Origin of the sequence: Legionella parisiensis (assembly GCF_001467945.1) — a bacterium.
GTDB classification, from domain to species: domain Bacteria; phylum Pseudomonadota; class Gammaproteobacteria; order Legionellales; family Legionellaceae; genus Legionella; species Legionella parisiensis.
Map to the genome: position 1 here is coordinate 903,545 of NZ_LNYQ01000013.1, position 20,878 is coordinate 924,422.

The following is a 20,878-nucleotide window of genomic DNA, read 5'->3' on the forward strand; positions in this document are numbered from 1 at the left end:
CGTGCGAGAAAATTTGCTCAAGCAATGCTCAGTATACTGATGTATGCAGCGCTTGTTTAAAAAACAATTTTCTCAACACCTGCGCTAAATCAAACCGTTTACGCAAGCATTCACATGAGGGGGAGCTATTTTATGTCTGATAATTCCCACTTATAAGCTGATCTAGAGCCACTCCTATATCCTTGGCTCTCATGAGACTTTCTCCAATGAGAAAAGTATTAATACCATGAGTTTGCATCAAATTTATATCTGAATGCGAATTAATACCACTTTCAGTTATGATTATTTTATCTTGGGGGATATAATGTTTTAATTGGATGCTGAGTTGGATGTCTGTCTTAAAAGTATGAAGGCTGCGATTATTAATGCCGATTAAAGGAGTGGGTAACCGTAAAGCACGATCCAGCTCTTCTTTGCTATGGCTTTCCACAAGTACCGCCATTTCCAGCTCGTGTGCTAATTGACAGAAATCTGCTAATTGCGCATCATCAAGTAAGGCGACTATAAGTAAGATACAGTCTGCGCCTAATATTAAGCTTTCATAAATTTGATAAGAATCAAGAATAAAGTCTTTTCTTAGTACGGGTAATTTACAATGTGATTTTGCTTGAGCTAAATAATCAGGGTGGCCCTGAAAAAAATCGACATCAGTAAGCACTGAAAGGCAGCGTGCACCATGTTTTCCATAGATTGAAGCGATCTCGTTTACATTGAAATCCTTACGAATTAATCCTTTGCTTGGAGATGCTCGTTTAATTTCTGCAATAATTGCTGGAGTTTCGTTAGTTTGCAGAGCAGCAACGAAATCACGTCGCTCCATAATGGGCTGTTGTAACAATTCATTTAAAGGTTTATTTTTCTTTGCAAGAGCTACCTCTTCCTGCTTACGTTGGGCAATACTTTGTAACATACTATTCATGATGCGATTCTTTATTTAAAGTTTGGGTTAGTTGGCTAAGCTGAGTAAAACAATGCTTGGCTTTACCGTTATCTATAACGAGTTTTGCCTGCTCTAATGCGTCTATAAAAGAGATATCTCCATGAGCGCAGTAAATTGCTGCAGCAGAATTCAATAATACCATGTCACGTGCTGCACCTTGCTTTCCAGAAAAAACGGCTTGAATCAATTCTAAACTTTGAGCTGGTGAATCAACCATCACTTCATTTAAAGAATGATGGCTGATGTTATAGTCTTCTGGATTAATTATCCAGTCATTAAAAGTTCCTTCTCGATACTCAATGACATCTGTAGGAGCTGCAATACTGATTTCATCTAAGCCATCTTTGGAACTTACTACCAAGGATCTTTCACTTCCCAAATGAGCAAGAACTGTAGCTAGAGGTTTTTGCCAAACTGATGAAAATACACCAACAACCTGTTTTTTTACTCGAGCAGGATTAATTAAGGGGCCAAGTAGATTGAATAAGGTTCGAATGCCGAGTTGTTGTCGCGCTGTTCGTGCGTGTTGCATTGCTGGATGGTAATGGGGGGCAAATAAAAATGCCAAGCCACATTGTTGTATACACGTTTTAATGTGTTGATCAGATAGATTCAATATAAAGCCTGCTTGTTCTAATAAGTCGGCACTACCACTACGGCTAGAGACAGAACGATTGCCATGTTTTGCAACCGGGTACCCTGCTGCGGCAACTACAAAACTACAGGCTGTTGATACATTAAATGTATTTTTTCCGTCTCCACCTGTCCCAACGATATCAATTAGATCAGTGCCTAATTCAATTGGATGGGCCAATTGTTGCATTACTTCAGCTGCGGCAATTAATTCATCGGTTGTTTCACCTTTCACGCGCATGAGCGCTAAAAAAGTCGCGATTTGTACGTCATTATACAGGCCTGACATACAGGCATGGATGACTGCTTGCATTTGTTCTGGATTTAAATTTTTTTTCGCGATGAGATGCTCAAACAGAAGATTGGGTTTCATATTTTAAGAAATTCTCTAATAATTGCAGTCCATATTCGCTTAATATTGCTTCTGGATGGAATTGTAGACCAAAAACAGGATAATGACGATGCGAAATTGCCATAATTGTATCATACACCCATGCATCGATAGAAAAACATTCTGGAAGACTGTTTTTATCTACTGCCAAGGAATGATAACGAGTAGCTTTGAAATAGTTCGGAACATTTTTAAAAATTCCTTGTTGATTATGTTCTATTGTCGACGTTTTTCCATGCATGATTTCCGGGGCAGGAATTATTCGACCGCCAAAGACTTGGGCAATACTTTGGTGCCCCAGACAAATACCTAATATAGGAATAGTACGATAAAATGTACGAATAGTCTCCATAGAAATACCTGCATCATCAGGAGCTTTCGGTCCTGGTGAGATGACCAAATATTTGGGGGCAAGTTTTTTTATTTGGTTCACACTGATTTGATCATGGGTGTAAACACATACTTCTTGATTGAGGCATTGGAAATATTGAACCAGGTTGTAGGTAAATGAATCGTAATTGTCAATAATGAGTAACATGTTTAAATAAAATCTTAATTAATTTCTAGTCTAGTGTAACTCACAAGCTGCAATACGTAGTGATTTACTTTGGTGTGTAAAATAAGGCCCGTTAGAAGTTACAGCAGGCCATAATTTTATTATAAAGTGAATTCTTCGCCTAAATAAACAGCCCTTACTTGTTGATTAGCCAGTATAATATTGGGGGTTCCTTCGCACAATATTTTTCCTTGACTGACAATATAGGCCCGTTCGCATATATCCAGGGTTTCTCTTACATTATGATCAGTAATTAAAACGCCAATGCCTTTATTACACAAATGTTGGATGATTTTTTTGATATCGATAACTGAAATTGGGTCAACCCCAGCAAAAGGCTCATCAAGAAGGATAAATGATGGCTCTATTGCAAGGGCTCTTGCAATTTCAACACGCCGTCTTTCTCCTCCGGATAAGGACATCCCCAGACTTTTATGGAGATGTGATATATGAAATTCTTGCAGCAACAAATCCAGTTTTTCTTCTCGGGCCTGTTCGTTTAAATCAGGCCTAAGCTCTAAAATGGCCATGATATTTTCTGCCACAGTCAGTTTACGGAAAACAGAGGCTTCTTGGGGAAGGTAGCTAATCCCCAAGCGTGCCCTTTGATGCATGGTATGTGCTGTTATATCTTGGTTGGACAGGAAAATTTGACCTTCATCGCATGATTGCAAACCAACTATCATATAAAAACAGGTTGTTTTTCCTGCTCCATTAGGTCCTAACAGGCCAACACACTCACCTTTTTTAATATGGATGCTGATGCTATTAACCACGGTTCGCGATTTAAACGATTTTTTTAGATTTCGCGCTTCCAGGATGCTCATGATGGTTTCTTTTCTGGATGATAAATAATAGTTATTCTTTTACTGCCGTTACCTTGAGACAGAACATGTTGCTTTTCAGTATCATAACTTATTTTTGCAGCAGAAAAAGAATTTTCTCCTTGCTCTACTCGAGCATTTCCTATTAATTCAATTAAATGACGCAGTGGATAGTAACGAATTGTGTCTGCATAAGCATGTACTGGAGGTTTATTGGGATCGGTTATTGTCCAATAATGAGCTTGCTTCTCAGAAGTCCCAGTGGCTATAGCGACCTCAAGTTGATTTTTTTTATTCCCCAGGGTTATTGCTTTAGAGGCCAGCAGATTTGTTGTACCTTGTATCAACTCAACATTGCCAGTATAGACACCTTTATGTTCCTGTTGACTGAGATCAGCAGAGTCTGCCATTACATGCATTACTTTTTCTTTATCTTCCGGAAGAGCGTAAGCCACAGAAGTAAACATTAAAAGAAAAAACAGACCGTAGTTAGCCATGCGTCGGAACATAACTTCCTCTCGCCTGGTGTAATAACTCTACTCTTTTTTCATCGAGATAAGCATTCATTCCGGTTGATTGAATAATATTCCCTGGTTGTTCATATGTTACAAGCAGATCGGAACTTGCTTTTTTTTCTTTAGGGTAGTAGGTAACCTCTTCAGTTTTTAATGTGCTCTCTTGTGAATTATTTCCTTTTTTCTGGCGCACAATAACATTGCCTGTAAAAGTAATCTGTTTTCCGCCTTCAAATGATTTGGCTCTTATTGAGCTAATATCCCAGGGTGGTTGCTCTTCCTGACTTACGACAATATGCGGATTTTGAAATAAATAGACATTACCTTTTTGAATATGTTGCATGAAAGGGGTGATAAGTTTATTAGCAAGTGCTCCTTGTTGATTAAACTGGCGTACTATAACGTGAGAAATAGTAGTATCTACTGAGTTTGCTAATGTTTCACTATCCAGGCGAATTAATGTTCTTGTGTGGCTGTAATACCATCCAGAACATGCCAGGAGTATCAAAGTAAAAAAAAGCCACGCGAATTGTTTTGTTGCATTCATTATTTTAGATAACCTGCTATAGCCAAATTCATCTTGTTTTGTGCATTAAGAATAAGGTCGCATAATTCACGTACCGCTCCACGACCACCTGGTAGAGACGTTTGCCATATGGCAATTTCTTTAACTTGGTATACCGCATTGGCAACTGCCACGCTAAGGCCGACTTGCTGCATAATTGGGGCATCAGGAATATCATCGCCAATATAAGCAAAATGTTGATCCTGAAGATTTAATTTATTTTTCAGCTGCTTGTATGTTTCCTGCTTATCCAATTGATCTTTGTAATAATGGATAATACCTAGTTGTTGCATCCTGTGATCTACTACAGCGTTACGTGAACCAGTGATGACGGCTACCTCAATTCCAGCTGCTATGAGTAATTTTAAGCCTACCCCATCGTGAATATGGAATGTTTTCAATTCATTAAAATGATTATCAATATATAAGAGGCCATCAGTAAGAACCCCATCCAAATCACAGATAAGGCATTTAACATTTTTGGCTCGTTCAATTAATTTATTCATTAAAAAACACCTGCTTTTAATAAATCATGAAGATGAAGAACAGCTTGTGGACGTTTTTCTTCATCGATGACAATTAATGAAGTGATGCAGTGTTTTTGCATAATAGCTAAAGCTTCGGCAGCAAGCATTCCCTTAGGGATTGTGCGGGCATTACGCGTCATGACTTCTTTTATTGGAGTCGTATTAATATCATACTGGCGCGTTAGAGTCCGTCGAACATCCCCATCGGTATAGACTCCAACGAGATAGCCCTTTTGATCGATAATGCAGGTCATGCCTAATTTTTTATCCGTTACTTCAATGAGTGCTTCACTTACTGTTGCATTTTCATGTACGAGTGGAAGTTGTGTTCCCTGATGACACAGATCGTCTATGCGTAGTAAAAGTCGTTTACCCAGTGATCCGCCCGGATGCGATAAGGCGAAGTCTTCCTCACTAAAGCCCCGGGCCTGCAACAGAGCAATCGCCAGTGCATCGCCCATAACTAAGGCTACGGTAGTACTGGTTGTTGGTGCAAGGCCGAGCGGACATGCTTCCTGTTTGATACTAACATCTAAGTTAACATCTGCTGCTTTCGCCAAAGTTGATTCAGAGTTTCCAGTTAAGGTAATCAAAGGGACTTCCAATCGCTTTAATAAAGGAAGTAAAGTAACTAATTCTAATGTGTTGCCTGAGTGAGAAATAGCGATTACTGTATCCTGTCGAGTAATCATTCCCAGATCCCCGTGGCTTGCTTCACCAGGATGCATAAAAAACGAGGGGCTGCCCGTACTTGATAAGGTAGCAGCAATTTTGTTCGCTATATGGCCTGATTTTCCCATGCCAGTTACGACAATCCGTCCTTTGCAGGCAAGCAACAATTCACAGGCTTTTTCGAACCGGCTATCGATTCGCTGGGTTAATTCAAAGACAGCTTGTGCTTCAGTTTCAATGACAGCAAGTCCAAGTGTGCAGAAATTCATAGGCTATTGGATGTTTTTTGTTTATTTTTCATTCTAACAAAAAAACATTTGAATAAATAGGATTAAACACCTCATTTTTTTTTTCGATCCAGTATATACTTCTACTTTTGGCTATAACCGGAAAAGAGAATATGCCTGAAAATTGGGTTGAAATAAAAAATTTAGTCTTTACTCGTGAAAGCCGTCACATTTTCAATGGCATTGATATGGTAGTTAAACGAGGTAAGATTACCGCAATTATGGGGCCTAGTGGTTCTGGAAAGACTACCTTATTGCAGTTAATTGGTGCTCAGCTAAGACCTGACAGTGGATTTATCCACGTCAATGGTCAAAACATGCATCTATTATCCCGTAGAGCTTTATATGAAGCGAGACGCAACATGGGGTTGCTTTTTCAAAGTTCCGCTTTATTTACTCATCTTTCTGTGTTTGATAACGTTGCTTTCCCTTTGCGAGAACATACTCAATTAAATGAATCGATGTTGCGTGACATTGTATTGATGAAACTTGAAGCAGTCGGATTACGTGGGGCTGCCTCTCTGATGCCAGCCCAGTTGTCAGGCGGAATGGCCAGACGAGTTGCTTTAGCACGTACTATAGCACTGGATCCAGAGCTTATGATGTATGACGAACCATTTACAGGGCAAGATCCGATTTCTCTAGGTGTATTAGTTCGTTTAATCAAAAGGTTAAATGAGTTATTGCATACAACAACAATTATTGTCTCGCATGATGTCGAAGAAACCTGTTCTATAGCAGATTATATTTACCTTATTTCTGGCGGAAAAATCATAGGGCAAGGAGCTCCAGATGATCTTATTCAATCATCTGAACCTCAGATAAAACAGTTTATGCATGGAGAGGCTGATGGGGTTGTTCCTTTTCACTATCCAGCCAGATCGTATATAGAGGAGCTACTAGATGCTTGAGTTCATCACACGTATCGGTAACCGTAGTTCACGAGTTTTGCAAAACTTTGGAAATTCCGGATTATTTCTGTTCTTCATGTTGTTTAGACGACCGGGCATTGCAAAGCTTTGGCCTTTGCTGCGCTACCAAATCCATTTTGTTGGTGTTTTGTCGTGTTTGATTATCGTTGTTTCTGCTTTATTTATTGGTATGGTTGTTGGTTTGCAAGGTTATAATACTTTGCAAAAATTTGGTGCATCAAGCCAATTAGGTCAATTATTGGCCTTGAGTATCTCAAGAGAACTTGGACCGGTCATTAGTGCTTTACTGTTTGCTGGACGTGCAGGCTCAGCTTTAACTGCTGAAATTGGCTTGATGAAAGCAACAGAACAGTTGTCCAGCATGGATATGATGGGAGTTGACCCTTTAGGCAGGGTTATTTATCCTCGTTTTATAGCAGGGTTCATTACCTTACCTCTTTTGGCGCTAATTTTTTCTGCTGTAGCTATTTTTGGAGGTTATTTTATCGGTGTTCACTGGTTAGGAGTGGATGCTGGAAGCTTTTGGTCCAATATGCAAGCAGCAGTGGATTTCCGAATTGATGTACTCAGTGGTATCATTAAAAGTTTAGTTTTTGCTTTTGTTGTAACCTGGATTTCTGTATTCCAGGGATTTGAATGTGTGCCTACTGCAGAAGGTATTAGTCAGGCGACGACTAAAACAGTAGTTTATTCATCGCTTGCTGTATTAGGACTGGATTTTTTGTTGACCGCAATGATGATTGGAGATTGGTGAATGAGTAAGCAACGTTATGTAGATTTCAGTGTCGGCCTATTTATGTTGCTTGGTATCTTGGCTTTGTTGGTCATGACAATGAAAGTGAGTAGTTTCTCTAGTCTCATGTCTCGTGACAGTTATGAGGTAACTGCTGATTTTACCGATATTGGTGGGTTGAAAGTTCGAGCGCCTGTTACCGTGGCTGGTGTTAAAATTGGGGAAGTAACTCATATTGATTTGCAGCCTGGGGATCTTAATGCAAAGGTAACTATGCGCTTGCGTAGCGATAAGAAAATACCTTATGAAGATGCTTCAGCGCGGATTTTGACAGAAGGGTTGCTTGGTTCTAATTATATTAGTATTGTCCCTGGTTTTGAGGATGAGGACGATAAAGATCATCCTTATTTGCGAAATGGAGATGTGATTGGAAAGACTCAAGAAGCAATTATTCTTGAAAATTTAATTGGTCAACTATTATTTAACATTAAAAAATAAGGTCGGAACATGAGAATAATAAAAACCATTTTATTCGTTGTCAGTGTGATTTTATCTCCTATGATGAGCGCGTCACAAAACTCTCCCATACCTATGTTAGAGCAAACTGCCAATAATATCATTGCGAGCCTAAAACAAAATAAAGCCAGTTTAAAAAACAATCCCAGTATTATTTATCAGGCTGTAGAAACAAATTTACTTCCTATCGTTGATGTAGCAGGCATGTCACGTTCTGTTCTGGGAAGGCAGGCATGGAGTAAAGCAACAAATTCACAAAGGGTGCAATTTTCCAAAGCTTTCACACGTCTGGTGATTCGTACTTATTCCAGCCCTTTGGCACAATATACCAATGAAAGCATACAATTCTTACCTTTAAGAGGATCCCTGAACTCTCGATTTTTGCGGGTTAACAGTATTATTGTTCGTGCCGAAGGTCAAAATATCCCGTTGTCTTATAGTCTTGTCGCTAAAAATGGTCAGTGGAAGATTTATGATATCAGCGTTGAGGGAGTAAGCTTATTGCAAAGTTTCAGGTCGCAGTTTGCAGCAGCATTGCAAAATTCCAGTATTGATGAAGTCATCAAGTTAATGGAAAAAAAGCAACTTAAAAGGGATTCCTAATGGCGAGTAACGTTTGTTTTAAACCGGGTATCGATCTTACATTTAAGTCAGTTGTTGCAGTGCGGGCGAAGCTTTATGAGTCTTTGATGGAAGATAAAAGTGACCGATTTAGTCTGGATTTAAGTGATGTGAAACATTGTGATAGTGCAGGTTTGGCATTACTTATCGAGGCCAGAAAGTTATGTAAGAAAAATAATAAATTTTTTGAAATCATTGGTATACCTGATGAAACTCAATCTTTAGCAGAATTTTGTGGTGTAGAGCGTATTTTGGAGGCCGTATAATTTTTTTATAATTTTTCTAAGAGGAATTTCCAATTTTTGGAGAGTGGTTACTTTTTTTAGGATTATAAATTGTAGCCTGGGTGAAGGTGCGAGCCATAACCCGGGTTTTCTTTTTATTGAGATAACAGACCCTTGGGAAATACTGGTGTTTTCTCCTTAAATGTATTTGTTGTCAAAAGTTGTATTTATTTCAATTTGTGAGCTAATTTTAATGATAAGTAATGAAGAAATAGAACAAAAGTTTAAAGCCATTGATGATGTTTTTTACATCAAAGTGGAGGGGGATGGTTATCAATATCAGATAACTGTAGTAAGTGATGTTTTTTTAAACAAATCCAAGGTGGCCAGACAGCAGTGGGTCTATGCCCAGCTCAAAGAGCTGATTACCACTGGTAAGCTTCACGCAATTAGCATGAAGACGTGGACAAAAGAAGAATGGGGAACGCAAAATGGATAAATTATTAATAAATGGTGGTAAAGCACTCAATGGTGAAGTAGTTATTTCAGGAGCAAAAAATGCTGCTTTACCCATTATGGCTGCAAGTTTGCTTGCAAGAGATCATGTCACCATTTCCAATGTGCCTCATCTCAAAGACATCACTACTATGATGGAATTACTCGGTCAATTAGGTGCTCAATTAATTGTTGACGAGAAAATGAATGTCCAGGTTGATGCAAATCAAGTCAATGAGTTTGTTGCTCCTTATGATTTAGTTAAAACCATGCGTGCTTCGATTTTAGTTTTAGGGCCTTTGCTTGCTCGGTTTGGTAAGGCAGATGTATCTTTGCCCGGAGGTTGTGCTATTGGGACAAGACCCGTTGATTTGCATTTAAAAGCGTTGAAAACGATGGGCGCTGATATCTCAGTCAAAAATGGTTACATCAATGCCCGTTGTAAACGTGGTCGTTTGCAAGGAAAGCGTTTGATGTTTGATACAGTCACTGTTACTGGTACTGAAAATGTACTCATGGCGGCCACTCTTGCTGAAGGGACAACAATTATTAAAAATGCAGCCCGTGAGCCTGAAGTAGTTGATTTAGCCAATTTTCTAATTCAAATGGGAGCAAAGATTTCCGGTGCTGGAACCTCAATAATCGAGGTCGAGGGTGTTGAATCTCTTTCAGGTGGGACTTATTCCGTAATGTCTGACCGTATTGAGGCAGGAACTTATCTTGCTGCCGGGGCTCTAACACGAGGACATGTTACTGTAAAGCGAGTACGACCTGATACATTACTATCACAGTTATGTAAGTTTGAAGAAGCCGGCGCAGAATTAACCATAGGCGAAGATTGGGTTAGTCTAAATATGCACAATCAACGTCCTCAGGCAGTAAATATTTCTACAGCACCGTACCCAGCTTTTGCAACAGACATGCAGGCCCAGTTTATGGCGATGAACTCAGTAGCAGTTGGTTCTTCAACTATTATTGAAACCATATTTGAAAATCGTTTTATGCATGTACAAGAGTTACAACGCATGGGGGCACAGATTCAACTTAATGGAAACACAGCAATAATTAATGGCGTTGAAAAATTAACTGGCGCACCTGTTATGGCAACAGATTTACGTGCTTCGGCCAGTTTGATTTTAGCTGGATTAGTTGCAGAGGGTGAAACCTCGGTTGAGCGTATCTATCATGTGGATAGAGGATATGAGCGCATAGAAGAAAAATTATCTTTATTGGGTGCTGACATCAAGCGGGTTTCTGACCGGTGATTACTCAAGAAGAACTGTCTTTATACTTGCATCAATTGTTAGGTTGTGAACGATACAATGACTATGCTCCTAATGGAATGCAGGTTGAAGGCAAACAACAGATTAGTCGAATTTGCACTGCAGTCACTGCATCTGAGGATGCAATTTCCCAAGCTATTGCTTGGAACGCAGATGCTTTACTGGTTCATCATGGATATTTTTGGCGTGGTGAAGCACCAGTGATTACAGGGATGAAACGGCAACGAATTTATAAGTTGTTATGCAATAAATTAAATTTATTTGCCTACCATCTTCCTTTGGATTGTCATCCTGAGCTTGGAAATAATGCTTGTCTGGCCAAATTATTTGAAGTGGATATGGTACACATGCATAGAGCAGGTGGTACTGATAATCTGCTTTGGTCAGGAAAGTTAACTCAAACGATGAAGCACGCAGAATTTACTGAGTATTTAACAAAAAAATTAAGGCGATCTCCTTTACTCATCGTAGGTAGTGAAAAGCCGATTACTCATATTGCTTGGTGCAGTGGGGGCGCGCAGGATTTTATCGATGATGCCTTTCGTTTAGGCGTAGATGCTTATATAAGTGGAGAAATATCCGAACGAACTTATTATCAAGCAAAGGAATTAGGACTTCATTATTATTCTTGCGGGCATCATGCAACGGAGCGTTACGGCATTCAGGCTTTAGGTAAGCATCTTGCTTCTCAATTTGAGTTAGAACATTTATTTATAGATAGTGATAATCCTGTTTAGTTACTCTGGAACTTCAGATTTAGTTCATCTTGAACGATAAAATACGCTGAAAAATGCTCACATACTGATTTATACTGCGCTTTGTCAGCGTAATTCTCGTTCAACCTGAGTACAAATCCGATTTTCACCTCGATTTTATGTGCCAGATACTATGCTTTATCTGGCTACATTATTTATCCAATTAGTGATGTATATCTAAAGGCTCTATCTCGCCTATAGTGAAGGTTGGTCCATGATCACCTGGCTCAAAGCTGTTGGGATTTTGGTTATCCAGAACGTCCAATTGAATACTGACACCATCGAGTGGATAGTTTTTCATCAAATCTCTCCCCATTGCAGTAGCGAGAATTTCCCAAAATACTTCTGCAGGAAATTCCACAGTAGGTTCCATATACCTTAAAACAGCAGCGCGCAATACCCGATAGTCAGGGTATTTATTGTTCGGTAAGTTTTTATTGTAGGCATATCGCACATAAATATTAACCGTTTGTCCTGATTGCCTGCTTGTATGATATTGAGGGATGACAAATTGAAAATAATTCCTTTCAATATGATTTTCATTATCCATTGAGGCCCATAGAGATGGAGGCCAATAGGAAATTATCATAATTAATAAAATGACTTTAAATAAATTTTTCATAAAATTCTCCAATAATATAACCGGCTGATGATTAAGAAATCAGTGGCATAAGTATTTAAAAACAGAGGGTTAATTATTAGAAAAACCGTGGTGGTTTATAGACTCGCGTTATCAATCCAGAACATAGGGATAAAAGATAGAGAGAAAAGAAGAGCAAACCAATATGTGCATGGGTTTTTGATAAGCTCAATTCAGTTGGCATTACATACGCTTGGGTAAAATTACAGCGGATAGATGTGGTAATAGGAGTTTTATGTAAACATTGATTTGTAGAGCCCGCAATAGTTGTAACAGGATGAGAAATAATGTTTTTGTTGCTCACGGTAGTATATGGGAGCAGTACAAGAAATATCGCAATAAAAATAAAAAATACTTTCATGGTCATTACTCTACCAGATTAACTATCAAAAATAACTACTATTTAAAAATGAATGGAATTAGATGTGCTACATTTAATAAATCAATAGTGATTTACCTTATGTTACTCTTGTACCCGCTGGCGTCATAGGCTAACATGATTTGATAATCGCTAAAGGATTGTTTTTAATGATCAATTTTCGTTACTTTATGTTTTTTGTTTTTTTATTTTGTTCCTTTTCGGGCCAAGCAAATACAAGTGAAAAGCACAATAAAGCTTTTCGAAATTTTTGGCATCCTACTTATCTAGGGGAGCGTCTGGATTATTGTACCGTAGATGGTAAGGAATGTGGCAAAACCGTAGCAGATCATTATTGTCAAATGCTAGGTTATGATTATTCCAGCGATAATGAAATAGCCTACAATATCGGGTTAACACATTACTTATTAACCAGTCAAAGTTGCAAGGGGTGGCGCTGCAACGGATTTATGACTATTGTTTGCGCTAGAGGCTTATCTCATATCCCTCCAAAACCCTATCACTATCGGGAAAAGCGTTTTGCCGATCCTCGTTTTAACGATTATCGTGTGGATTGGTGCTATGACCAAAAGCAAGGTTGTGGATCACGGGCAGCCAATTCTTTTTGCAATCGCATGGGATTTATGCAGGCCAAGTATTTTGTGAAAGAAACCCGGGTAAGTGCGACTAAAACAATTGGTAGTCAGGAATTGTGTTTTGGGAATCAGTGTAATGGTTTTCAATTAATCGTGTGTTATCGATAAGTTATTATTGAAAGTCTTTCCGATTTAAGGGAGAGAATGATGGTGGCAAGTATATAAAACTTAAGGACAAGTTTATGAGTATTAATGACAAGGTTCTTATCATTGATAATAATGAAAGTCGTTGCGGCAAGTTGTGCACAATACTGGATTTTATCGGTGAATCTACTGAAGTCAGCAAGTATAGTGAGTGGTACTTTGCTGATATAAGTCCCGATGTTATCCTTCTTGGGGCGAGTGAATCAATTCAGGAAACGCTCAATGAGCTGGATTCTTTGGTAAACAAATTTGCTAAAGTACCTATTATCGTGATAGGTCAAAAACTAAACAATGCTCAATGTCTCTTGCGTAATGTTGTCGCTTGCCAACCGTTCCCATTTACTTATGCCCAAATAATGGAATCCTTGCATCAATGTCAAATTGCTAAAGAAGCAGTAAAATCCATTATGATTAGCAATCATAAAAATCCTTTACTACGTAGTCTGGTGGGTAACAGCGCCAGTATTCGTAATGTCCGCCGTTTAATAGAGCAGGTTTCTGACACTGAAGCAAGTGTTTTAATTCTTGGGGAATCTGGCACAGGTAAAGAGGTAGTCGCACGTAATATCCACGCCTTGTCATCAAGAGGTATGAAACCTTTTATCCCGATTAACTGCGGCGCGATTCCAGGAGAATTGCTTGAGAGTGAATTATTTGGCCATGAAAAAGGTGCATTTACGGGTGCAATTACTTCGCGGCAAGGACGATTTGAATTGGCGAACGGAGGGACTTTATTTCTTGATGAAATAGGGGATATGCCTTTGCCCATGCAGGTAAAATTATTAAGGGTATTGCAAGAACGGTGTTTCGAACGAGTGGGCTCCAATAAAAGCATTGATGTGAATGTAAGAATTATTGCCGCGACACATAGAAATTTGGAAGAGGCGATTAAGGAAGGAAAATTTAGGGAAGATTTATTTTACAGGCTTAATGTATTTCCTATAGAAATGCCTCCTTTAAGAGAACGGGCAGAGGATATTCCTCTGTTATTTAACGAATTGATCGCACGTATTGAGAGCGAAAATAGGCCAAGCGTACGTCTAATGCCAGATGCGATGGCTGCATTAAGTAAGTACAGTTGGCCAGGTAACATCAGAGAGTTGGCTAACTTGGTGGAGCGGCTTACTATTTTGTATCCCAAAGGAATTTTGAATAAAGAAGATTTACCCCAAAAAGTACGTGGTGAATATATGCCTCTATATGCAGAATCTGATACATCCAACTCTGAACGAGAAGCTTTATTAGAAGTGATGAATCAAGAGCAGATCTTCACTGCAGAAGGCATAGATTTAAAAGAGCATTTGGTAAAAACTGAGCTAGCATTGATTAGTCAAGCATTAAATGAAGCAGATTGGGTAGTGGCTCATGCAGCAAGCTACTTGAATATGAGACGTACCACTCTGGTTGAAAAAATGCGCAAATATGGACTTACCCGACCTGAGCGGGTTTGAGCATAAGGTAATTCAGACATTTAAAACCGGCATGATTTCATATCAATCCCGGGCTCCGCTGTGCTTCACCCAGGTTGTAATGTAATCAAATAAAATGTTTATTGTTTCGTGTCATCATTTTTTGGTTCTTTTGGCTCAACAATTTCAATAGTTTCAACAACTTCAGTGGTTTCGATGGTTTCAATAGGCTCGCTAGGTTTAGCCGGTTCAGCTACCACTTTATTTTCCTCAACAGGTTTTTCGGGTTTGGCTTCTGTAGCTGGTTCTACCTTTTGTTCCGCTTCTTCCGATTGTGCTCGATTTTCTTTATAGTTATGAACGATTTCACCAACGCTCTTTTTAATATCTGTAAATAACTTGCTTGTCATTGAAGCTAACTCTTTGAGATCTGGTAGTCTTGATTTAAAGTCACTCATGGCTCACTCCATTTTGTAATATAAATTAATTATACACCATTATCTAAAATTCATCCGCTCAGCCAGTATTTTGAATATTAAGGATTTTTATTATTCATCATTATATTCAACTGCTGAATTTGATGTCTTAACCCCATGGGTGCATAAACCGTATCGCTGGCTTTAGCAATTTAGTAGCTAGAGAAGCTTTAGAGGGGACGGTTAGTTTGAATGCTTTATAGTTTGCAATTTTTTCTATTAAATAGTCATCGCTTGTGCATAATTTATCTACAAGATGCAGATCAAAAGCATCTTTGGCTAACCAATGCTCTCCTGTAGAAACTTGTTCTATATTGAGTTGCTCCCGATGCTCAGCTACATAATTTCTAAAAATAGTATGTATCTTTTCTAGATCTTCCTGAGCTTTTTTTCTGCCTTTTTCAGTATTCTCACCCAACAGTGTTAGGGTGCGTTTATATTCTCCAGCAGTTAGTAATTCCACATCAACATCGTGTTTTTTAAGCCAACGATGGAAATTGGGTATTTGGGCTACTACACCTATGGAGCCAATAATTGCAAAAGGAGCAGCAATGATTTGATTGGCAACGCAGGCCATTAAGTAACCCCCACTGGCAGCCATTTTATCGATACTTACAGTCAAAGAAATATCTTTATCACGAATACGCTTGAGTTGCGAAGCAGCCAGCCCATAGCTATTGACGATGCCCCCAGGGCTATCGAGACGAACTAAAACTTCATCTCCAGGTTTTGCGGTGCAGAGAACAGCAGTTACTTCATCCCTAAGTTGCTCTACCTGAGATGCTTTAATATCACCATGAAAATCAATTACATAAAGTGTAGGTTGCTCTTCCTTATGTTTTTTCTTCTTGGGTGATTTTTTTCCAAGAACTTCTTTGTTCATTATGGATGTGATATGATCATAATGTTTGTTTAGAGATGTAATCTCCAGCTTAGGCTTCGGTTTACGGCTCATAGAAAAAAAACCTGCGAATACTACTAGGCAAGCAATAACTACTGTTATTGATTTTAAAAGAAACATACCGTATTGACTTAAAAATTCCATTACTAACCTTAAATAAAATAAAAACAAATTATGGCGATCAATAAGGGAGTTCGCAAGTATTTGATTAAGTATTTGAATAGTGTTTAGAGTCTGTAAACAGACCTTGGTTTTGTGAAATGAATTTAAAAAACTTGTTTTGTTTTTTAGTTCAAGTACTATTTCTTTATAAAGTGCAGCCTAGGAAGAGCAAGGCAGGATTCGGGATTATAAGTTCGAAATTTTTCCGGTTCTGCTCACTGCGCCCGCAGCTAAATAAATACCAACCAAATGAAGTGTATCATTGGCCTATGCTTGATGTGATTAACCTTGATTTTGATTATCAAGATCAACCTTTAATAAGTAAAGTAAGTTTTCATTTGCCCGCAGGAGGATTACTTCATTTGCGTGGTAGAAATGGCGCAGGCAAGACGACCCTATTAAAACTAATCGCTGGTTTATATCAACCGCTTCAAGGGGAAATTGAATTTTTTGGGCAAAATATTGCTGAGGACTACTCTGCTTATCAACGTCAAGTGTGTTTTGTAGGTCACAAAACAGGTATTAATCCTAATTTAACTTTAAAAGAGAATTGCTTTTTTGATCTTCATTATGCCACATCATCACAGAGTATAAAGGAAGAAGGGCATTATAAACTAGAAGAGCTTGCTTCAATTTTTAAACTCGAACAACACCTTGATGTTCATTGCGGCTTACTGTCCGCCGGACAACGCAGGCAAGCAGGGTTGCTGCGCTTGTGGTTCTCTAATGTCAAATTATGGCTTCTTGATGAGCCTTTAATCGCGTTGGATGATAAAGCCATTACACTAATTATGGATAAGATAGCAGCTCATCGAAAACAAGGCGGCTCCGTTTTATTAACGTCTCACCAGCAATTACCGCTAAATTCCTCTGATTATGAGGAGTATTGTTTGTGATTTCTTCCTTTTCCTTATTTACCAAACAGTGCAAACGTGAATTGCTTATCCAGGTGCGTCAAATACGTTTTTTAGTGAATTCATGCCTGTTTTTCTTAATTTTTCTTTTTATGTTTCCCCTGACGCTAAAGCCGGAAGCTGTGTTGCTTAAAACTATAGCTCCTGGTTTAGTCTGGATGGCGATACTCTTGTCTTTTTTGCTATCTTCAGAGCGCTTATTTCAACAAGATTATGAGCATGGTGTAATCGAACAATGGATTGTTTCCGGTCAATCTTTGCCTTTGTTGGTTGGTGCAAAAATAATTGCGCATTGGTTATTTAATTTGTTGCCTTTACTCATTTTATGTCCCTTGGTTGCTTTATTATTTTCATTGAGTTTTTGGGAAACAGAAGTGCTTGCCCTTACTATAATTTGCGGCACCCCAGCCTTACTGTTTCTTTGTGCTTTGGCCGCTGCATTTGGAGTGGGAGTGAACCAGAAGGGGCTTTTGATGGCTTTAATTTTATTGCCGCTGACCCTGCCTTTAGTTATCTTTGGAAGTGGCACTTTAAATATAGCCATGCAAGGATTGCCAATTAACGCCTATCTAGCTTTATTACTAGCAATGTCTGTAGTGGCTACAGGATTTTTACCCTATGCAATTGCCGGGGTGATGCGCATCAGTCATGTTGAATAGGATCCGATTCTATTTCTATTACTTTCCAAACCATCCTGGTTTTCTGCGTTCCAATACTCACATACTACAAGTATGCTACTTAAAAAGCAGATCATTTTCACTCAAGCACGCGAAATGGAAACCGATCCTGGATTTCTAATATGCTGCTTGAATGTAGTTTCTCAAAAGATCAATGGCCGAACTACTTCAAAAAATCCTTTTTTATAAAAAATCCGTCCGGATATAACAGCTACATGGGATATGCCTGATTTTTAATGCAGCTTATTAATAAAACTCACCCAATTACACATTTAAATTATTGTAAACGTTCTCCTTTACAATGCTCAGATTTTTACTCGCAGTTATTTTTCGTTGATCTTGGTATAAAATGGATTACTATGTTTAATGCATCAAGGATACAAAATTTGTGCAGGTCATAATCTAACAGGCTTTAAAATTATGCATCATTTTATAAAAAGGTTTGGTGCTTAATCTTTTGTGAATGAGCTCAAAGCGGCTCCGATTCATAAGCGGGAATATTTTTAGGGTGTTGTTGCTATACCCACTATAATAACAGTGTCGAACGGTATGAAAGATAAGGTAGAAATTAAAGAGAAGAAAATTGCTGATCTATACGGTTATAAAAAAATATTAATGGCTATAGAAGAAGGAGACATTGAATCTTTAATTTATTTATTAGCGGGCTTTAATTTAGAAGAAATTACTGACTGCTGTACTGATGATGGGAAGTCACTCCAAATGTTGATTGAAGAATCAACTATTCCCATTCGAATTAACGAAAGATACATCGACCACTTTAAATCTCGATTAACCCCATTGCAAAAAATTTTTAAAATCTGTGAAGGGCAAACACATCCTCCGTTTCAATTGTTGCATGTACTCTTGCAGTTAGGGGCTGATGTGAATAAAGAAGTTGATGAGGAAGGGAATACATTCTTACATGAATATGTGAGCCTACATATTGTTCATCCCCAAATAGCGACTCAGTTATTTTTAGCAGGAGGAAATTTTTTCAAAAAAAATCATCGTGGGGAGATGCCATTTGATCGAATGGCTGAACACGAAGTTAGATTTATTCATAATTTAATCCAGATGAATGATAAGGAACATCATGCCGCGTCAATAATTCAACGCAAGTGGCGCTCACACATTTCAAAAAAACAGTCCCCTGTTACTATTTCCCCCTTTGATCACCCATTTTTGAAAAAACCTGTCAAACTCCCTTTTTTTAACCCCCCTCAAGTTGAGAGGATGGAGGCATGGGTCGAACACCACCATGTAATGGATAGAGTCGTTGCCCGAGAGGTAATAGACTCGATACAGCATATTTCTCATCGTCACTTTATGTTTGGATTAAAACAGGCCATCCAAAAATTAAATGAATATCTTTCTTCTCTTCCAGAATCAAAAAGAAATTATGTGTTGCTTATGGATGACAGGCTAGATAAAAGTAATCTATGGGTTACTAAGTTAGCAGAACCGTATCTTGCTTTTGCACCGAAAGATTTTGTAACAATGTCTGAGCTTAATTCATTTAATCCTGGGCTGGATGTACTTCATCTTATTGCAATTGATGATGCAAGCTACACCGGAAATTTTTTCGTTCATTTTTTCATGGATTATTACAATAAGACATTGATTCAAAATAATAGATTAATGAATTTAAAATGCCATTTGGTTCTTCCTTTCACTACCAATGAATCCCGTTTAAGATTAAAAAAATATGATGTTCTAGTCCACACTCAAGAAACATTGCCTATTTTTTCAGTGAAAAATACAAAATTTAGCGGAAAAACAGCTACTTTTTTTGATCATAAAGTTCCTTGCCCTCAATCCACAATTGAATGTATCTCAAAAGGAACATTAATCACAGGAGAAAGAGGTCCAATGTTCATTGAGTCTATTGTGCCACCCTATAAATAATAGTGACAGATTTTACTTCTGTATCAGCGGTATGCTTGAATTAATACTGAAATAATGAAAATGATAAGAGCAAGTTCTAGCAGTTGAAAAGCGACCAGATGGTCTATATGTGACTCCAGATAATGCTTGTATGACGTGTTTCGACACTCCGAAATGAGGTCGTTTTGGTTTAAGATCATGAAATGGCAACAGACTTTAAGTGATTCCGGGTTTTGCTAAAAGGGGGATACGTGTTAAAATCCGCTTTTTTTGATTTCAATTATTCCTATGTGGAAATTATTATACCAACTGGCTTCACCTAAGCTTTTTTATAATTTTACTGGACGCTTTACTCCGGGTTTGGCTGTGGGCGCTTTAGTCACTTTAGCTGTTGGTATAATTTGGGGATTGGCATTTACCCCGCCTGACTATCAACAAGGAGACGCATTCCGCATTATTTACGTGCATGTACCCAGTGCTTTTCTGTCCATGATGCTCTATGGCTGGATGGGATTTTTAGCAGTATTGCTTTTGGTTTGGCGTATTAAAATAGCAGGTCTTTTAATTAATATTGTTGCCCAAGTTGGCCTTAGTATGGCTTTTCTTGCGTTGGTAACTGGAAGTATTTGGGGTAAACCCATGTGGGGTACCTGGTGGGTTTGGGATGCGCGTTTGACTTCAGAACTAATTCTTTTCTTGCTTTACGCTGGGATTTTAGCAACCCATTACGCGATAAAAAATAAAGATAATGGAGATAAAATTATTGCTATCTTAACTTTGGTAGGAATTATTGATCTACCGATTATTCATTATTCTGTCTATTGGTGGAATACTTTGCATCAAGGCTCTACATTGTCCGTCTTTGCCAAGCCCAAGATTGATGGAAGTATGTTATATCCTTTACTGTTGACCATATCTGGATTTTTTTTATACTGTTTGTGGATTATTGTAGAGAAAGCACGCCAAGAATTATTGCTTAGGGAAAAGAGGCAAGCTTGGGTCAAGATTCAATTTGAAGGGGAATTTAAATGAATCAATTTTTAGAGTGGCTGGCAATGGGGGGATACTCGATTTATGTCTGGCCGGCTTATGGTTTAGTTTGTGTTGTTTTAGTAATGAATTTATTAGGTATGAAATGGAAAGGAAAACAGACACGTCAAAAATTACAACAATGGTTTAAGCGATAAA

General features: G+C 38.3%; 27 protein-coding genes. 15 read left to right on the forward strand and 12 right to left on the reverse strand.

Annotation, left to right across the window (positions count from 1 at the left end):
• Positions 1–130 precede the first annotated feature (130 nt).
• The 8 genes from trpC to Lpar_RS10080 form a co-directional block, all read right to left on the reverse strand.
• Positions 131–919 (reverse strand): indole-3-glycerol phosphate synthase TrpC, encoded by a 789-nt coding sequence (gene trpC / locus Lpar_RS10045; protein ID WP_058517816.1) that lies wholly within the window; start codon positions 917–919, stop codon positions 131–133.
• Positions 912–1,946 (reverse strand): anthranilate phosphoribosyltransferase, encoded by a 1,035-nt coding sequence (trpD, locus tag Lpar_RS10050; protein ID WP_058517817.1) that lies wholly within the window; start codon positions 1,944–1,946, stop codon positions 912–914. The genes trpC and trpD overlap by 8 nt, the downstream gene beginning before the upstream one ends.
• Positions 1,924–2,502: an anthranilate synthase component II gene (locus Lpar_RS10055; RefSeq protein ID WP_058517818.1), complete on the reverse strand. Its 579-nt coding sequence runs from the start codon at positions 2,500–2,502 to the stop codon at positions 1,924–1,926. Before Lpar_RS10055 ends, trpD begins: the two co-directional genes overlap by 23 nt.
• A 119-nt stretch (positions 2,503–2,621) precedes the next feature.
• A complete protein-coding gene (gene lptB, locus Lpar_RS10060; RefSeq protein WP_058517819.1) occupies positions 2,622–3,347 on the reverse strand; it encodes an LPS export ABC transporter ATP-binding protein in 726 nt (241 codons plus the stop codon).
• Positions 3,344–3,853 (reverse strand): lipopolysaccharide transport periplasmic protein LptA, encoded by a 510-nt coding sequence (lptA, locus tag Lpar_RS10065; RefSeq protein ID WP_058517820.1) that lies wholly within the window; start codon positions 3,851–3,853, stop codon positions 3,344–3,346. The genes lptB and lptA overlap by 4 nt, the downstream gene beginning before the upstream one ends.
• Positions 3,834–4,406, reverse strand: a complete 573-nt coding sequence (gene lptC, locus Lpar_RS10070; protein WP_058517821.1) for an LPS export ABC transporter periplasmic protein LptC — start codon at positions 4,404–4,406, stop codon at positions 3,834–3,836. The genes lptA and lptC overlap by 20 nt, the downstream gene beginning before the upstream one ends.
• The gene (locus Lpar_RS10075; protein ID WP_058517822.1) at positions 4,406–4,930 is read right to left on the reverse strand and encodes a KdsC family phosphatase; all 525 of its coding nucleotides are present in this window, start codon (positions 4,928–4,930) and stop codon (positions 4,406–4,408) included. The genes lptC and Lpar_RS10075 overlap by 1 nt, the downstream gene beginning before the upstream one ends.
• Positions 4,930–5,892, reverse strand: a complete 963-nt coding sequence (locus Lpar_RS10080) for a KpsF/GutQ family sugar-phosphate isomerase (protein ID WP_058517823.1) — start codon at positions 5,890–5,892, stop codon at positions 4,930–4,932. The genes Lpar_RS10075 and Lpar_RS10080 overlap by 1 nt, the downstream gene beginning before the upstream one ends.
• Positions 5,893–6,023: 131 nt before the next feature.
• Between Lpar_RS10080 and Lpar_RS10085 the strand changes: the two genes are divergently transcribed.
• The 8 genes from Lpar_RS10085 (at position 6,024) to Lpar_RS10120 (ending at position 11,451) form a co-directional block, all read left to right on the forward strand.
• Complete coding sequence (locus Lpar_RS10085) at positions 6,024–6,821, forward strand: ATP-binding cassette domain-containing protein (protein ID WP_058517824.1); 798 nt, start codon at positions 6,024–6,026, stop codon at positions 6,819–6,821.
• Positions 6,814–7,596 (forward strand): lipid asymmetry maintenance ABC transporter permease subunit MlaE, encoded by a 783-nt coding sequence (gene mlaE / locus Lpar_RS10090; RefSeq protein ID WP_058517825.1) that lies wholly within the window; start codon positions 6,814–6,816, stop codon positions 7,594–7,596. Before Lpar_RS10085 ends, mlaE begins: the two co-directional genes overlap by 8 nt.
• Positions 7,597–8,073: an outer membrane lipid asymmetry maintenance protein MlaD gene (mlaD, locus tag Lpar_RS10095; protein WP_058517826.1), complete on the forward strand. Its 477-nt coding sequence runs from the start codon at positions 7,597–7,599 to the stop codon at positions 8,071–8,073. It abuts the gene before it with no gap.
• Positions 8,074–8,082: 9 nt separating this feature from the next.
• Complete coding sequence (locus Lpar_RS10100) at positions 8,083–8,694, forward strand: MlaC/ttg2D family ABC transporter substrate-binding protein (RefSeq protein WP_058517827.1); 612 nt, start codon at positions 8,083–8,085, stop codon at positions 8,692–8,694.
• Positions 8,694–8,978 (forward strand): STAS domain-containing protein, encoded by a 285-nt coding sequence (locus Lpar_RS10105; protein WP_058517828.1) that lies wholly within the window; start codon positions 8,694–8,696, stop codon positions 8,976–8,978. Before Lpar_RS10100 ends, Lpar_RS10105 begins: the two co-directional genes overlap by 1 nt.
• Positions 8,979–9,189: 211 nt before the next feature.
• Positions 9,190–9,435, forward strand: coding sequence for a BolA family protein (locus Lpar_RS10110; RefSeq protein WP_058458158.1), 246 nt, complete (start codon positions 9,190–9,192; stop codon positions 9,433–9,435).
• Positions 9,428–10,696, forward strand: coding sequence for a UDP-N-acetylglucosamine 1-carboxyvinyltransferase (gene murA / locus Lpar_RS10115; RefSeq protein ID WP_058517829.1), 1,269 nt, complete (start codon positions 9,428–9,430; stop codon positions 10,694–10,696). Before Lpar_RS10110 ends, murA begins: the two co-directional genes overlap by 8 nt.
• Positions 10,693–11,451, forward strand: a complete 759-nt coding sequence (locus Lpar_RS10120; RefSeq protein WP_058517830.1) for a Nif3-like dinuclear metal center hexameric protein — start codon at positions 10,693–10,695, stop codon at positions 11,449–11,451. The genes murA and Lpar_RS10120 overlap by 4 nt, the downstream gene beginning before the upstream one ends.
• A 181-nt stretch (positions 11,452–11,632) precedes the next feature.
• Here Lpar_RS10120 and Lpar_RS10125 read toward each other — a convergent pair whose 3' ends face one another.
• A complete protein-coding gene (locus Lpar_RS10125; RefSeq protein WP_058517831.1) occupies positions 11,633–12,091 on the reverse strand; it encodes a hypothetical protein in 459 nt (152 codons plus the stop codon).
• A gap of 76 nt (positions 12,092–12,167) precedes the next feature.
• Positions 12,168–12,470 carry a hypothetical protein gene (locus tag Lpar_RS10130; protein WP_115341251.1) on the reverse strand — a complete coding sequence of 101 codons (303 nt, stop codon included), beginning with the start codon at positions 12,468–12,470 and terminating at the stop codon, positions 12,168–12,170.
• Between the two features lie 167 nt (positions 12,471–12,637).
• On the opposite strand from Lpar_RS10130, the gene Lpar_RS10135 reads away from it, so the two are divergent.
• Both Lpar_RS10135 and Lpar_RS10140 read left to right on the forward strand, forming a co-directional pair.
• On the forward strand, positions 12,638–13,231 hold the full coding sequence (locus tag Lpar_RS10135) for a hypothetical protein (RefSeq protein WP_058517833.1): 594 nt from the start codon (positions 12,638–12,640) through the stop codon (positions 13,229–13,231).
• Positions 13,232–13,305: 74 nt separating this feature from the next.
• A complete protein-coding gene (locus tag Lpar_RS10140; protein ID WP_058517834.1) occupies positions 13,306–14,718 on the forward strand; it encodes a sigma-54 dependent transcriptional regulator in 1,413 nt (470 codons plus the stop codon).
• A 98-nt stretch (positions 14,719–14,816) separates the two neighbouring features.
• Here Lpar_RS10140 and Lpar_RS10145 read toward each other — a convergent pair whose 3' ends face one another.
• Positions 14,817–15,134, reverse strand: coding sequence for a hypothetical protein (locus Lpar_RS10145; protein WP_058517835.1), 318 nt, complete (start codon positions 15,132–15,134; stop codon positions 14,817–14,819).
• Between the two features lie 127 nt (positions 15,135–15,261).
• Positions 15,262–16,197: a protease SohB gene (sohB, locus tag Lpar_RS10150; protein ID WP_058517836.1), complete on the reverse strand. Its 936-nt coding sequence runs from the start codon at positions 16,195–16,197 to the stop codon at positions 15,262–15,264.
• A gap of 287 nt (positions 16,198–16,484) precedes the next feature.
• On the opposite strand from sohB, the gene ccmA reads away from it, so the two are divergent.
• The 5 genes from ccmA (at position 16,485) to ccmD (ending at position 20,877) form a co-directional block, all read left to right on the forward strand.
• Positions 16,485–17,111: a heme ABC exporter ATP-binding protein CcmA gene (ccmA, locus tag Lpar_RS10155; protein WP_058517837.1), complete on the forward strand. Its 627-nt coding sequence runs from the start codon at positions 16,485–16,487 to the stop codon at positions 17,109–17,111.
• Positions 17,108–17,788 (forward strand): heme exporter protein CcmB, encoded by a 681-nt coding sequence (ccmB, locus tag Lpar_RS10160; protein WP_058517838.1) that lies wholly within the window; start codon positions 17,108–17,110, stop codon positions 17,786–17,788. Before ccmA ends, ccmB begins: the two co-directional genes overlap by 4 nt.
• 567 nt (positions 17,789–18,355) lie before the next feature.
• Positions 18,356–19,711, forward strand: a complete 1,356-nt coding sequence (locus Lpar_RS10165) for an ankyrin repeat domain-containing protein (RefSeq protein WP_058517839.1) — start codon at positions 18,356–18,358, stop codon at positions 19,709–19,711.
• 267 nt (positions 19,712–19,978) lie between these two features.
• A complete protein-coding gene (locus tag Lpar_RS10170) occupies positions 19,979–20,722 on the forward strand; it encodes a heme ABC transporter permease (RefSeq protein WP_058519234.1) in 744 nt (247 codons plus the stop codon).
• Positions 20,719–20,877, forward strand: coding sequence for a heme exporter protein CcmD (ccmD, locus tag Lpar_RS10175; RefSeq protein ID WP_058468303.1), 159 nt, complete (start codon positions 20,719–20,721; stop codon positions 20,875–20,877). The genes Lpar_RS10170 and ccmD overlap by 4 nt, the downstream gene beginning before the upstream one ends.
• The last annotated feature ends 1 nt before the right edge of the window (position 20,878 follow it).